Origin of the sequence: Massilia sp. UMI-21 (genome assembly GCA_015277795.1) — a bacterium.
Lineage (GTDB): Bacteria > Pseudomonadota > Gammaproteobacteria > Burkholderiales > Burkholderiaceae_D > Telluria.
In genome coordinates this window covers 2,751,197-2,764,027 of the sequence record CP063848.1, presented here as the reverse complement: position 1 = coordinate 2,764,027, position 12,831 = coordinate 2,751,197, and the positions used below count along the sequence as shown (strand labels likewise).

General features: G+C 65.9%; 12 protein-coding genes and 1 tRNA gene. 6 read left to right on the top strand and 7 right to left on the bottom strand.

Features of this window, described 5'->3' with window-relative positions:
* Window positions 1-253: 253 nt before the first annotated feature.
* The 6 genes from clpX to IM543_12320 form a co-directional block, all read right to left on the bottom strand.
* Window positions 254-1,522 (bottom strand): ATP-dependent Clp protease ATP-binding subunit ClpX, encoded by a 1,269-nt coding sequence (gene clpX / locus IM543_12345; GenBank protein QOY92426.1) that lies wholly within the window; start codon window positions 1,520-1,522, stop codon window positions 254-256.
* Window positions 1,523-1,679: 157 nt separating this feature from the next.
* Entirely contained in the window at window positions 1,680-2,297 is a 618-nt protein-coding gene (gene clpP, locus IM543_12340; protein QOY92425.1) for an ATP-dependent Clp endopeptidase proteolytic subunit ClpP, read from the bottom strand.
* A 219-nt stretch (window positions 2,298-2,516) separates the two neighbouring features.
* The gene (locus IM543_12335) at window positions 2,517-3,857 is read right to left on the bottom strand and encodes a trigger factor (protein QOY92424.1); all 1,341 of its coding nucleotides are present in this window, start codon (window positions 3,855-3,857) and stop codon (window positions 2,517-2,519) included.
* A 31-nt stretch (window positions 3,858-3,888) separates the two neighbouring features.
* A tRNA-Leu gene (locus IM543_12330) sits at window positions 3,889-3,975 on the bottom strand.
* Between the two features lie 205 nt (window positions 3,976-4,180).
* A complete protein-coding gene (locus IM543_12325; protein QOY92423.1) occupies window positions 4,181-6,043 on the bottom strand; it encodes a diguanylate cyclase in 1,863 nt (620 codons plus the stop codon).
* 207 nt (window positions 6,044-6,250) lie between these two features.
* On the bottom strand, window positions 6,251-6,388 hold the full coding sequence (locus IM543_12320; protein ID QOY92422.1) for a hypothetical protein: 138 nt from the start codon (window positions 6,386-6,388) through the stop codon (window positions 6,251-6,253).
* A gap of 148 nt (window positions 6,389-6,536) precedes the next feature.
* On the opposite strand from IM543_12320, the gene hpnC reads away from it, so the two are divergent.
* The 6 genes from hpnC (at window position 6,537) to IM543_12290 (ending at window position 11,571) form a co-directional block, all read left to right on the top strand.
* Window positions 6,537-7,346 carry a squalene synthase HpnC gene (hpnC, locus tag IM543_12315; protein ID QOY92421.1) on the top strand — a complete coding sequence of 270 codons (810 nt, stop codon included), beginning with the start codon at window positions 6,537-6,539 and terminating at the stop codon, window positions 7,344-7,346.
* 183 nt (window positions 7,347-7,529) lie between these two features.
* Window positions 7,530-8,363, top strand: coding sequence for a presqualene diphosphate synthase HpnD (hpnD, locus tag IM543_12310; protein QOY92420.1), 834 nt, complete (start codon window positions 7,530-7,532; stop codon window positions 8,361-8,363).
* Entirely contained in the window at window positions 8,350-9,768 is a 1,419-nt protein-coding gene (locus IM543_12305; GenBank protein QOY92419.1) for an FAD-dependent oxidoreductase, read from the top strand. Before hpnD ends, IM543_12305 begins: the two co-directional genes overlap by 14 nt.
* 30 nt (window positions 9,769-9,798) lie before the next feature.
* Window positions 9,799-9,951 carry a hypothetical protein gene (locus IM543_12300; protein QOY96836.1) on the top strand — a complete coding sequence of 51 codons (153 nt, stop codon included), beginning with the start codon at window positions 9,799-9,801 and terminating at the stop codon, window positions 9,949-9,951.
* Window positions 9,952-9,963: 12 nt separating this feature from the next.
* Window positions 9,964-10,761 carry a DUF1700 domain-containing protein gene (locus IM543_12295; GenBank protein QOY92418.1) on the top strand — a complete coding sequence of 266 codons (798 nt, stop codon included), beginning with the start codon at window positions 9,964-9,966 and terminating at the stop codon, window positions 10,759-10,761.
* A gap of 3 nt (window positions 10,762-10,764) precedes the next feature.
* Window positions 10,765-11,571 carry a DUF2807 domain-containing protein gene (locus IM543_12290; protein ID QOY92417.1) on the top strand — a complete coding sequence of 269 codons (807 nt, stop codon included), beginning with the start codon at window positions 10,765-10,767 and terminating at the stop codon, window positions 11,569-11,571.
* On the opposite strand, the gene IM543_12285 is transcribed toward IM543_12290, so the two are convergent.
* The gene (locus IM543_12285) at window positions 11,555-12,808 is read right to left on the bottom strand and encodes a TIGR03862 family flavoprotein (GenBank protein QOY96654.1); all 1,254 of its coding nucleotides are present in this window, start codon (window positions 12,806-12,808) and stop codon (window positions 11,555-11,557) included. The genes IM543_12290 and IM543_12285 overlap by 17 nt on opposite strands.
* Window positions 12,809-12,831: the final 23 nt, after the last annotated feature.

The following is a 12,831-nucleotide window of genomic DNA, read 5'->3' as shown; positions in this document are numbered from 1 at the left end:
ACCTTATAAAGAGCGTGTTGCAGAACTTGGGCCTTGCAACGCTAAATCTCAAGAGCGCCGCAGTAAATATTTTCCACAAGTAAAAAGAATATCAATGGCCGTTCCAATAAAACCCCGGATTTAAAATGAAAAAGCCACCGCAGGGATACCCCGGCGAGTGGCTTTTCGATTGAAGCCGGCTTCTTATTATGAAGTAGTGTACCTTCAAGAATCCGTAGGGCAAGACTTTTGTGGCAAGAGTGCGCGCCTTTTTTTAGTTTTCGCCGGATGCTTTCGGCGATTCGCTGTAAATAAGCAAAGGTTTTGCTGCATTCGTGATCGTATTTTCATCGATCACGACTTTTACCACGTTCTGCTGGCTCGGCAATTCATACATCACGTCCAGCAGCGCATGCTCGAGGATCGAACGCAGGCCGCGGGCGCCAGTCTTGCGCGCCAGGGCCTTGCGGGCGATCGCGTGCAAGGCCGCAGGACGTATTTCGAGTTCGGCGCCTTCCATTTCAAGCAGCTTCGTGTACTGTTTAATCAAAGCATTCTTCGGCTCGATCAGGATCTGGATCAGGGCTTCTTCGGTCAGCTCGTTCAGGGTGGCGACCACCGGCAGACGGCCGACCAGTTCCGGAATCAGGCCGAACTTGATCAGGTCTTCGGGTTCGGCGTCCATCATGATCTCGCTTGCCGCACGCTGGGTCTGGCTCTTGACCGTGGCCGCGAAACCGATGCCGCTCTTCTCGGAACGGTTCTGGATGATCTTGGCCAGGCCGTCGAACGCGCCGCCGCAGATGAACATGATGTTGGTCGTGTCGATCTGGACGAAATCCTGGTTCGGATGCTTGCGGCCACCCTGCGGCGGAACCGACGCCATCGTGCCTTCGATGAGCTTGAGCAGCGCCTGCTGCACGCCTTCGCCCGAGACATCGCGGGTGATCGACGGATTGTCGGACTTGCGCGAGATCTTGTCGATTTCGTCGATGTAGACGATGCCGCGCTGGGCCTTCTCGACTTCGTAGTTGCAACTTTGCAACAGCTTCTGGATGATGTTCTCGACGTCTTCGCCGACATAGCCGGCTTCGGTCAGCGTGGTCGCGTCGGCGATCACGAACGGGACGTTGAGCATGCGCGCCAGGGTCTGGGCCAGCAGGGTCTTGCCGGAACCGGTCGGGCCCACGAGCAGGATGTTGCTCTTGGCCAGTTCGACGTCGTCCTTCTTGCCCAGGTGTTTGAGGCGCTTGTAGTGGTTGTACACCGCCACCGACAGAATGCGCTTGGCCGTCTGCTGGCCGATCACGTACTGGTCGAGCAGCTCGGTGATTTCGTGAGGCGTCGGCAGGTCGGACTTGGCGCCCGCCACCGCTTCGACGTTGGAAGTCTCGTCGCGGATGATGTCGTTGCACAGGTCGATGCATTCATCGCAGATGAACACCGACGGTCCCGCGATCAGCTTCTTGACTTCGTGCTGGCTCTTTCCGCAGAACGAGCAGTACAGAAGTTTTTCGCCGCTGGAGGATTTTTTGTCAGACATGGGCAGGTAATTTAATTAATTGCAATGAATATATCGCCAATACGGGTACGCAACAAGTGCGCACACGAACATGCTACCTGAAATAAAAACGAAACGCCCGAACGTGCATCCGCCCGGGCGTTTTTTGGCAACACCTTGTTGGCTTGGTGTTGGCGATTTATGCGCGGTTGGTCAGAACACGGTCAATCATACCGTACTCGACCGCCTCTTCCGCCGACATGAAGCGGTCGCGGTCGGTGTCCCTGTGGATCTGCTCGATACTCTGGCCGGTGTTATCGGCCATGATGCGCGCCAGGCGCTCGCGCAGGTACAGGATTTCCTTGGCCTGGATCTCGATGTCCGAGGCCATGCCCTGCGAACCGCCGGACGGCTGGTGGATCATCACGCGCGAGTTCGGCAGCGAGAACCGCTTGCCCTTGGCGCCGGCGGCCAGCAGGAAGGCGCCCATCGAGGCGGCCAGGCCGGTGCACAGGGTCGAGACGTCCGGCTTGATGAAGTTCATCGTGTCGAAGATCGCCAGGCCCGCCGAGACCGAACCGCCCGGCGAGTTGATGTAGAGCGAAATGTCCTTGTCCGGATTCTCGCTTTCCAGGAACAGCATCTGGGCCACGATCAGGTTGGCCATCTGGTCATTGACAGGGCCGACCAGGAAAATGACGCGCTCCTTGAGGAGGCGCGAGTAGATGTCATAGGCGCGCTCGCCGCGGCCGCTTTGTTCGACCACCATCGGCACGAGGCCGAGTGCTTGGGTATCCAATGCCGGATTACGAATCATACCTGTCTCGTTCCTTGTAAATAGGGGTTCAGAAATCCAATCTTAGCAGGTGCGTGCGGTTCTCACAGACACGTAGGGTGGGCGGCTTCGCCGCCCACGCGTTCAAGCAGCCCCATGAAACAGCCGCGCGGGCAGTTTCAACACGGTGTGAACGCGTGGGCAGGAGACCTGCCCACCCTACGATTGAACCACATTCCACCCTTTCGGGTTGGAAATTGCTTAACCCTGTGGGTTGCCGCCCATCAGTTCATCGAAAGCGATGGTCTTGCTGCCGACCTTGGCCTTGCCGAGGACATAGTTAACGACGTTTTCTTCCAATACAAGCGCTTCCACTTCGGCCAGGCGGCGGCGGTCGCTGTAGTAGTACTTCAGGACTTCTTTCGGATCTTCGTAGCTCTGCGAGAAGTCTTCGATCTGGGCCTTGACCTGCTCTTGCGTTGCCTGCAGGTTGTTATCCGAGACCAGTTGCGAGAGGATCAGGCCCAGGCGCACGCGGCGCTCGGCCTTGTCGGCGAACATCTCGGCCGGGAATGGCATCGCCTTGACGTCCATGCCACGCTGCATCATGTCCTGGCGGGTCATCTCGGCCAGGCGCTCCGAATCCTGCTGGATCATGGCCTTCGGCACTTCCAGGTCGGTGGCTGCGACCAGCGCATCCATCACGGCTTCCTTGTTGCGCGCCTTGATGCGGGCGTTGACTTCACGCTGCAGGTTGGTCTTGATGTCTTCGCGCATTTTCTCGATCGAGCCGTCTTCGATACCGAGCGACTTGGCGAATTCCGCGTCGACTTCCGGCATGTGGGCCCACTCGAGCTTGTTCAGGGTGATGGTGAACTCGGCGGTCTTGCCTGCCACGTCCTTGCCGTGGTAATCCTCAGGGAAAGGCAGCGGGAAGGTCTTGCTCTCGCCGACCTTCAGGCCCACGGTCGCGGCTTCGAATTCCGGCAGCATGCGGCCTTCGCCCAGCACGAAAGCGTAGTTCTCGGCCTTGCCGCCGGCGAACTCTTCGCCGTCGATCTTGCCGACGAAGTCGACGGTGACGCGGTCGCCGTTGGCTGCCACGGCTTCGCCGCCGGTGCCGTGCTCGCCCGCTTCGCCCTTGGTGTGGTAGTGCACGCGCTGCTTGCGCAGGATGTCGATGGTCTTGTCGATTTCGGCGTCGCTCACGTCGGCGGTCACGGTCTCGACGTCGACATTGGCCAGGTCGCCGATCACGACGTCCGGATAGACTTCGAAAGTCGCGTCAAAAGCCAGCATGCCTTCCGGCGCGTCCTCTTTCGGCTCGATTTTCGGGAAGCCGGCAACGCGCAGCTGGTTCTCGTTGGCGGCTTCGTTGAACGCACGGCCGACCTTGTCGTTCAGCACGTCCGATTCGATCTGGTAACCGTATTGCGCAGCGACCATCTTGAGCGGCACCTTACCTGGGCGGAAGCCCGGGGCCTTTGCCGTCTTGGCCTGCTTCTTGAGGCGCTTTTCGACCTCCGTACGGACGTCAGCTACCGGAAAAGTGATCGTCAAGCGACGCTCGAGTTTACCCAGGGTTTCGACTGCAGTTGCCATTATAAAAATCGTCCAAAAAAATAATTATTCGTGGTGCGAGGAGGGGGACTCGAACCCCCACACCATTGCTGGCGTCAGGACCTAAACCTGGTGCGTCTACCAATTTCGCCATCCTCGCGCAGGATTGCATTTTTTGCCACAAAAACAAAGGGCGCCCGACAGTGAAACCGGCCGCCCTGCACTCCTCTGTTTAGGGGCTACAACTTCAATCGATTATTTTACTGGATTTTCTGACACTATTGGGCGTTTTTTGCTAGGCGTGCGAGGAGTGCAACTCAGCCATACGGGCACGGGCATCTCATCCATATCGGCGCGACCGGGGTTCACGCCGCGTCCGCGAAGGCGATGCGGCCGGGGCCGCAGCGCTTGGCGCTGTACATCGCGGCATCCGCGCGCCTGAGCAGCGTCTCGCCATCGGCCCCGTGCGTACCGTAGAGACTGACGCCGATGCTGCAGCTCGGCATCACGGTCGTCCCGGCCACCGCCAGCGGCTGGGCGATGCCGTCCATGACCTTGCCCAGGAATTCGCGCACCTCGTCCGGACTGCAGACGCCGCCGCCGTGCAGGGAGACCAGCACGAACTCGTCGCCACCGAGACGTGCAATCATGTCGGACTTGCGAATCCGGCGCGATATCCGGTCGGCAACCGCGCGCAGCAGGACATCGCCGGCCTCATGGCCGTGCTCGTCGTTCAGGCGCTTGAGACCGTCCAGGTCGATGAACGCCACCGCCAGCCCAGGCTTTCCGGCCGCGCCGGCATGGAGTTCGGAGTCCAGCCGCGCCATCAGCATGCGCCGGTTGGGCAGGCCGGTGAGCGCGTCATGGCCGGCCAATTGAATCAGTTCCGCCTCGGCGGCGTGGGCGGCCGTCACGTCGATGAACGTGAACACGTGGTGGGTGGCGCGACCGTCGGGCGCACAGATGGTGGCCAGCCGCACTTCGCACCAGAACGCCGAGCCGTCCCTGCGTACGCAGCGCAACACCCGCTGCTGGCCGTGGCCGGCAATCAGCGCGCCGCGCTCGGCCGGCTGCTGCCCACCGCCGGCCGGGCCGGCCTGCATGGGCTCGCGCAGGAAGCGTTCGATGCCGCAGCGCCTGGCCTCGGCCGTCCCGAAGCCGGTCAGGCGCTCGAAGGCAGGGTTGCTGTAGATCACCGGATGATCCTCGCCGGCAGCGCTGGTAATCAGGATCCCGTCCTGGCTGGATTCGACGGCACGATCGCGGATCCGGGCGACTTCGTCGGCGCCGACCCGCGCGCTGATGTCGCGCGAGATCCCCACGATACCCGCCGCTGCGCCGTCTTGATTGTAGAACGGTAATTTGGTGGTCGAAAAATAACGCAGCGTGCCGTCCTTGCTCAGGTTCTCCTCGACCTGGTCGATGATCGGCTGGCCGGAGCGGATGATCGTCTGCTCGTCCGTGAAGAAGCGCTGGCCGCAGGCAAGCGGATAGAAATCCAGGTCGGACTTGCCGATCAGGGCCGGCAGGTCGTAGCTGCCCAGGATACCGATCGCGGCGGCGCGATTCGCGAAAACGAAGCGCCCGTTACGGTCCTTGGCGTAGATATAGTCGGGCATGTTGTCGACCAGCGTACGCAGCAAGCCCAGCTCGGTGCCGGCCTCGGGCAGGCGCCACGGGTCGCGGGAGTCGCGGGCTCCGGCAGCCTGCCCTGCCGACCGCCCTGCCCGCGCTTGCGCCGCCAGCCGCAGTGCGCCCTGCTCCGCCAGCCGCAGCAGGGCCGCGGTGTCGAACGCGGCGTCGACCGCACTGCCGTCGCGCACGGCAAAGCACAGCGCGCCCAGCACTTCGATCCCGTCTGCCGTCAGGGCGGCGGCAAGAAAGCGCGTGCCCCGCACCGTCCGGGTGGCGATGGTCCCCGGCCCCAGGCGCTCCAGCAGGCGTTCGGCCGCGTCGGCCAGGTCGCCGGCACCGAAGGGCGGCACGGCACGATGCAGGTAGGCGCACGCCTCGGGAGGGCCGCTGGTGCGCAGCGCCACGAAGCTGTGTTCGGCATGCGTCAGTTCGTGCAGCAGCGCGCCGATACGTTCGCAGAGCGGGCGGCCGCCGCCTGCGCCGAGCCGCTGCGACAGGGCCGCACTCGCAGCCAGTCCGGCTTGCAGTTGTTGCAGGCCGTACGCGTCATCGCGTGGGGCGCCGCCGGCGCCGTGGTACGGTGAAATTGACAAAACGCTTACGCTCCCTGCAGATATGCCGCGTCAGATTCCGCCGCATTTTGGTGCAAGCAGGGTAGCACCGCCCCGTCATCCATTCAATTTGCGATTTCTCAGGGGGCGCAAAAAGCCGGGATATGTTGCCGAACGACAACACTGCAGATTGGACATGCCTCGCAAGGCCGGGAAAAGCCGGGTAAAGCAGTGCGCCGCCGGCGCCGCTCAGGGCGTGCCCCTCCCGGCCGCCACCAGCAGCCCGCCCATGATCGCCACCGCCATCGGTCCCCGGAACACCGAGCGCGACAGGGGAATCACGGCCAGCGCCGCGCCCGCGACGCCCAGCGGCCCGGTGAGAAACACCAGCAGCGAGCGCGAACGTCGAAAAAGCGAACACGTGGATCCCTTGTGCGTGATGTGCCAAACCAGTTGCCAAGTTAGGGCATTTGTAAACAAGCAATTATAATCAGCGAAACAGACGAGAACCTGATAGTAGAGTCATCAGTCAACTATGCCAGTCGAGCATTACGAGAACTTCCCGGTTGCCTCCTTCCTGCTGCCGCGCCGCCTGGTGCCGGCCGTGGAGGCCATCTATGCCTTTGCGCGCAGCGCCGACGATATCGCCGACGAAGGCGATGCCGCGCCGCCCGCGCGGCTGGCCGAGCTGGAGCGCTACGGGCAGGAACTGGCGGCGATCGAGCGCGGCCTGGTGCCGGCCGACCCGCTGTTTGCGCGCCTGGCCGGCGTGGTGCGCGATTTCCGGCTGCCGGTCGGCCCGATGCACGACCTGCTGTCGGCCTTCCGCCAGGACGTGGTGACCAGCCGTTATGCCGACTACACGCGCCTGCTCGACTATTGCCGCCGTTCGGCCAATCCGGTCGGGCGCCTGATGCTGGAACTCTACGATGCCGTGGACGAGCGCAACCTGCGCGATTCGGATGCGATCTGCACCGCGCTGCAGCTCATCAACTTCTGGCAGGACGTGGCGATCGACCTGGCCAAGGGTCGCATCTACCTTCCGCTCGAAGACCTCGAGCGCCATGGCCTGAGCGAGGCCGAACTGGCGGCGAGCCCCGCGACCCCGGCCTGGCGCGCGCTGATGCGCTTCGAGGTCGACCGGGCGCGCGCCCTGATGCTGGGCGGCGCCCCGCTGGCATACCGCCTGCCCGGCCGGATCGGCTGGGAGCTGCGCCTCATGGTGCAGGGCGGCCTGCGCATCCTGGAAGCGATCGAGCGCGCCGACTACGACGTGTTCCGCCGCCGCCCGACCCTGGCGCCGCCCGACTGGCTCGTGGTCGGCTGGCGCGCCCTGCGGATGTGACGCATCGTGATCCGTTTTTCGTAGGGCGGGCGGGTTCAGCCAACAGAAGAATAATCGATCCGTCCAAACGAGCGGGAATTGAACGCGCGGTCGGCAGAGCCGACCACCCTACGCCGTGGCCGCATCGGCTAAGATAGCGGATTCGCAGCGCATACCACGCCATCAGCAACGAAGAATAAATACATGTCCCCCGACGAATACTGCCAGCAAAAGACGGTCCAAAGCGGCTCCAGTTTCTACTACAGCTTCCTGTTCCTGCCGCCCGAGCGCCGCCGCGCGATCACCGCGCTGTACGCCTTCTGCCGCGAGGTCGACGATACCGTCGACGACACCTCCGACGCTTCGGTCGCCCGCATCAAGCTGGCCTGGTGGCGCACCGAGGTGTCGACCATGTACAAGGGCAGCCCGACCCACCCGGTGACCCAGGCGCTGCAGCCCCACGTCGCCGCCTACCGGCTCGAAGAACAGCACCTGCAGGCGATCATCGACGGCATGGAGATGGACCTGGACCAGAGCCGCTACCTCGACTTCCCCGGCCTGCAGAAGTATTGCTGGCGGGCGGCGGGCGTGGTCGGCATCCTGTCGGCCAGCATCTTCGGCTACAGCAACCCGCAGACCCTGGCCTATGCCGAGAAGCTCGGCCTGGCCTTCCAGCTCACCAACATCATCCGCGACGTCGGCGACGACGCGCGCAAGGGCCGCATCTACATCCCGGTCAACGAACTGCAGCAGTTCAACGTGACGGCGGCCGACATCCTGAATTTCCGCCACGGCGAGAAGTTCGAGGCGCTGATGCGTTTCCAGAACGAGCGCGCCCAGCGCACCTACGACGAAGCGCTGGCCCTGTTGCCGAAGGAAGACCGGCGCGCCCAGCGCCCGGGGCTGATGATGGCGGCGATCTACCGCACCCTGCTCGATGAAATCGCGCGAGAGAACTTCCAGGTGCTGAACCAGCGCATCTCGCTCACGCCGCTGCGCAAGCTGTGGCTGGCCTGGAAAACCTATGTCCGCACCTAGTGGCGGGTTCGAGGTCGCCGTCGTCGGCGGCGGCTGGGCCGGCTGCGCCGCCGCCGTCGCGCTGGCCGCCGCCGGCGTCCGGGTCGGCCTGGTGGAAAGCGCGCGCAGTCTCGGCGGGCGGGCCCGCGCGGTCGAGCTGGGGGGCGAACTGAAGGGCACCACCCTCGACAACGGCCAGCACATCCTGCTGGGCGCCTATGGCGAGACCCTGGGCCTGCTGCGCCAGGTCGGGATCGACCCCGAGACCGCCCTGTTGCGCCTGCCGGTGCAGATGCGCTATCCCGAGGGCAGCGGCGGCATGGACTTCCTCGCCCCCCACTGGCCCGCGCCGCTGCACCTGTTCGGCGCCCTGCTGCGCGCCAAGGGCCTGGCGCGCGAGGACAAGCTCGCACTGGCGCGCTTCACCACCACCGCGCGCTGGATGGGCTGGGTGCTGTACCAGGACTGCACGGTCGCCGAACTGCTGGCCCGTTTCGACCAGACCCCGCGCCTGAACCGCCTGCTCTGGCATCCGCTGTGCATCGCGGCGCTGAACACCCCGCCGGAACGCGCGTCGGCCAAGGTGTTCCTGGCCGTCCTGCGCGACAGCCTCGGCGCCAAGCGCCGCGCCGCCTCGGACATGCTGCTGCCGCGCATGGACATGGGCGCCCTGTTCCCACAGGCCGCCGCGCGCTACGTCGAAGCACATGGCGGCCAGGTGCTGACCGGGGTCAAGGCCACCGGCATCACCGCCACCGCAGGCGGCTGGCAGCTCACGCTCTCGAACGGCGCGCGGCACGTCGACGCCGTGGTGCTGGCCACCCCGGCGACACAATCGGCCGACCTGATCGCACCGCTCGCGCCGGCGCTCGCGCAGCAGCTGGCGGCCCTGGCCTACGAACCGATCGCCACCTGCTACCTGCAATACGATCCGGCCGTGCGCCTCGACCTGCCCTTCCATGCGCTGCTGGACGATCCGGCCGGCGGGCGCTGGGGCCAGTTCGTCTTCGATCGGGGCCAGCTCGACGCCGCCCAGCCGGGGCTGCTCGCGGTGGTGGTCAGCGCCGCCGGCGAGGCCGCCGCACTCGAGCAGGATGCGCTCGCATCCGCCATCGCGGCCCAGCTGGCGCAGGACCTGCGCCGGCCGGAGCTGGCGGCGCCGCGCTGGTCGCGGGTGATCACGGAAAAGCGCGCGACCTTCTCCTGCACCCCGGACCTGGCGCGGCCGGCGGGCGCTACCCCCCTGCCGGGGCTGGTGCTGGCGGGCGACTACACCGCCAGCGACTACCCGGCCACGCTGGAAACCGCGGTACGCAGCGGCCTGGCGGCGGCGAAGCTTATCGGCGCCTACCGCGCCCTGCCCCGCGAAAAACGCAGCCTGTCGCACGGTGATGGCGCGGCTGCGTCCCCTTCCGTAAGCTCATAGCATCGAAACAGGTCTGACGGATTGAATAACATGCGTAACTTCCGACTCGGCGTGCGCGCCCTGGCCCTGGTCATGCTGGTGGCGGCCAGCACGGCCGTGCTGGTCCAGCCCGAACTCATCGGCGGCTCGGCGCCGGCCACCGCGCTGGCGATCGGTGCGATTCCCGTCCTCGCACATCACTAGGAACCGCACAACATGGGCAAACTGGAATATCTCGATGCGCTCAAGCGCGCCATGGGCGGCCTGCCGCCGGCCACCCAGGCCAAGACCCTGGCCTGGTACGAGCAGCGTTTCGTGGACGGCATGGCGGCCGGACGCACCGAGAGGAGCATCGCCGAGGAGCTGGGCGACCCGCGCAAGGTGGCGGTGAGCTTGCGCGCCAGCGCCCACCTGAGTGCGTTCAACGACAAGAAGTCGCCCGCGAATGCGCTGCGCATGGTCGTGGCCGGCGCCGGCCTGCTGGTCTTCAACCTGTTCATGGCGATTCCCGCCGCCGTGTACGCCTCGCTGCTGGTGGCCGTTTACGGCACCGCGCTCGGCTTCTACGTGTCGGGCATCGCCATCACGGCCAGCGGCCTGGCCGGCGCCAACGAGCTGATCCTGAACAATCCGCTGCACCGGATCGAGGTCCTCGAATCCGGCGAGCGCCGCGAACGGATCGAGAACGGGCGCACCCGCGTCTCGATCGGCCAGCAGGGCATCCATATCGAGGAGGATCGCCTGCCCGACGCCGACGCCGACGCCCAGGACGACCCGGACGAGGCGGCCGCTTCCTCGGTGGTGATCCGGCGCGCCGAGAAGGTCGCCGATGCCGGCATCCAGATCACCACCGACATGGACGGCGAGTCGCGTACCACCCAGACCCTGTTCGGCCTGGCCATGCTGCTGGGCGGGATCCTGCTGTTCCTGGTGTCGCTGGTGATTACCAGGTACACCTTGGTCGGACTGCGGCGCTACCTCAACATGAACCTGTCGCTGCTGAAGGGAGCCTGAACCATGCGGGCATTGCTGAAAGTCGGGTTCAGCCTGCTGTTGCTGGCGTTTGTCCTGATCGGCCTGAGCTACGCCGCGCTGCGCGCCAATGGCGTGACCGCGGCCGCCGAGGGCCGCCGGGTGGCGAGCGAGACGCGCGAAGTGCCGGCCGGCGTCAAGGCCGTCGACCTCGAGGGCCCGATCAACCTGACACTGCGCTATGGCGCCACGCCTTCGCTCAAGGTGCGCGGCGAAACCCGCCTGCTCGACAATGTCGACATCAGCGCGGACGGCGCCGTCCTGCACATCGGCATCCGCGGCATGGTGCTGAGCCGCCGCCACCCGCTCCAGGTCGACCTGGTCCTGCCCGGCCTGGACAGCGTCACGGTGGACGGCAGCGGCGACAGCACGGTCAACGGTTTTTCGGGCGAACGCATCGAAGTGCGCATGGAAGGCCGCGGCAGCCTGCGCTTCAACGGGCGTTTTCGCGAGGTGGACGCGGCCCTCAGCGGCAATGGCGAACTCGACCTGAACGGCGGCGCCGGCATCGCGCGCTTCGACGCGCTGCTCACCGGGTCGGGACACATGACCATCGTCGGCAGCACCCACGAACTGCACGCCAACGCCAGCGGCTCGGGCGAACTCGATGCGCGCCACCTGCGCGCCGAGACCGTCCAGGTCAGCCAGACCGGTTCCGGCCGGAGCACGGTGCATGCGCGCGAGAAGGTCGCGGCCTCGATCTCGGGCAGCGGCGATATCGAAGTGGTCGGCAATCCGGCCGAGCGCAGCGTCAGCCGCACCGGCAGCGGCGCGGTCACTTTTTCGGAGTAAGCCCGAGCCAGGCCAGCGCGTCGCGCCCGGCGGCGCGGCCGCTGCCGAAGCAGGCGGTGAGCAGGTAACCGCCGGTCGGCGCCTCCCAGTCGACCATTTCCCCCGCCACGAACACGCCGGGCAGCGCGCGCAGCATGGTGCTGTCCGGCGCCAGTGCGTCGAAGCGCACCCCGCCCGCGCTGCTGATCGCCTCGTCGATCGGGCGCGGGCGGCGCAGCACCAGCGGCAGCGCCTTGAGCGCGGCCGCCAGCCGGTCCGGATCGGCGTAATCCTGTTTCGACAGGCATTCGTGCAGCAGTCCGGCCTTGACACCCTTGATTCCCAGGCGGCCCTGCAGGTGGCTCGACATCGAGCGCGAGCCGCGCGGCCGCGCCACTTCGCGCGCGACCCGCGCGGGGTCGAGGTCGGGCAGCAGGTCGAGCCAGATGGTGGCGCTGCCGTCGCGGGCGATCTGGTCGCGCAGCGGCGCCGAGACGGCATACACCAGGCTGCCCTCGATTCCCGTTTGGGTGACCACGAACTGGCCCTGGCGCTTGTCGAGCGTGCCGTCAAGCCCGCGCCAGCCGATGGCGACCGTGGTCAGGGGCGCGCCCGCATGCCTGTCGCTGAAGTGCGCGCTCCAGTCGACGTCGAAGCCGCAGTTGGACGGTAGCAAGGGCGCCACCTCCACCGCCTTGTCGGCCAGCAGCGGCACCCAGGCGCCGTCCGAACCCAGCCTGGCCCAGCTGGCGCCGCCCAGGGCCAGCACGGTCGCATCGGCTTCTACCCCGATCTCGCCCTCGGGCGCGGCGATGCGCAGGCGCCCGTCCTGCCAGCCCAGCCAGCGATGCCGCATGTGAAAGCGCACCCCGGCTTCACGCAGCCGGTGCAGCCAGGCGCGCAACAGCGGCGCCGCCTTCATTTCGCACGGAAACACCCGCCCAGAACTGCCGACGAAGGTCTCGATGCCAAGGCCATGGATCCAGTCGCGCAGCGCCTGCGGCCCGAAATCGGCCAGCCAGCGCGCGACCTCGGGTTCGCGCGCACCGTAGCGCCGGAGGAAGGCCGGCAGCGGCTCGGAGTGCGTGATGTTCATGCCGCCCTTCCCGGCCAGCAGGAACTTGCGGCCGCTGGATGCCATGGCGTCGTAGACGTCCACCTGCACGCCGCCGGCGGCCAGGGTTTCGGCCGCCATCAGGCCGGCGGGGCCGCCGCCGATCACGGAGACGCGGTGGGGTTGGCTGGGCTGCTGGGTCATCGGGAATGGGTGCATGCGGCGAA

Bases quoted from the DNA above. Each gene is read 5' to 3' on its own strand.
- clpX (QOY92426.1), bottom strand. From the start codon at position 1,522: ATGTCTGACAAAAAATCCTCCAGCGGCGAAAAACTTCTGTACTGCTCG.
- hpnC (QOY92421.1), top strand. From the start codon at position 6,537: ATGCCAGTCGAGCATTACGAGAACTTCCCGGTTGCCTCCTTCCTGCTG.
- IM543_12300 (QOY96836.1), top strand. From the start codon at position 9,799: ATGCGTAACTTCCGACTCGGCGTGCGCGCCCTGGCCCTGGTCATGCTG.
- IM543_12305 (QOY92419.1), top strand. From the start codon at position 8,350: ATGTCCGCACCTAGTGGCGGGTTCGAGGTCGCCGTCGTCGGCGGCGGC.
- IM543_12285 (QOY96654.1), bottom strand. From the start codon at position 12,808: ATGACCCAGCAGCCCAGCCAACCCCACCGCGTCTCCGTGATCGGCGGC.
- IM543_12335 (QOY92424.1), bottom strand. From the start codon at position 3,857: ATGGCAACTGCAGTCGAAACCCTGGGTAAACTCGAGCGTCGCTTGACG.
- IM543_12295 (QOY92418.1), top strand. From the start codon at position 9,964: ATGGGCAAACTGGAATATCTCGATGCGCTCAAGCGCGCCATGGGCGGC.
- IM543_12290 (QOY92417.1), top strand. From the start codon at position 10,765: ATGCGGGCATTGCTGAAAGTCGGGTTCAGCCTGCTGTTGCTGGCGTTT.
- clpP (QOY92425.1), bottom strand. From the start codon at position 2,297: ATGATTCGTAATCCGGCATTGGATACCCAAGCACTCGGCCTCGTGCCG.
- hpnD (QOY92420.1), top strand. From the start codon at position 7,530: ATGTCCCCCGACGAATACTGCCAGCAAAAGACGGTCCAAAGCGGCTCC.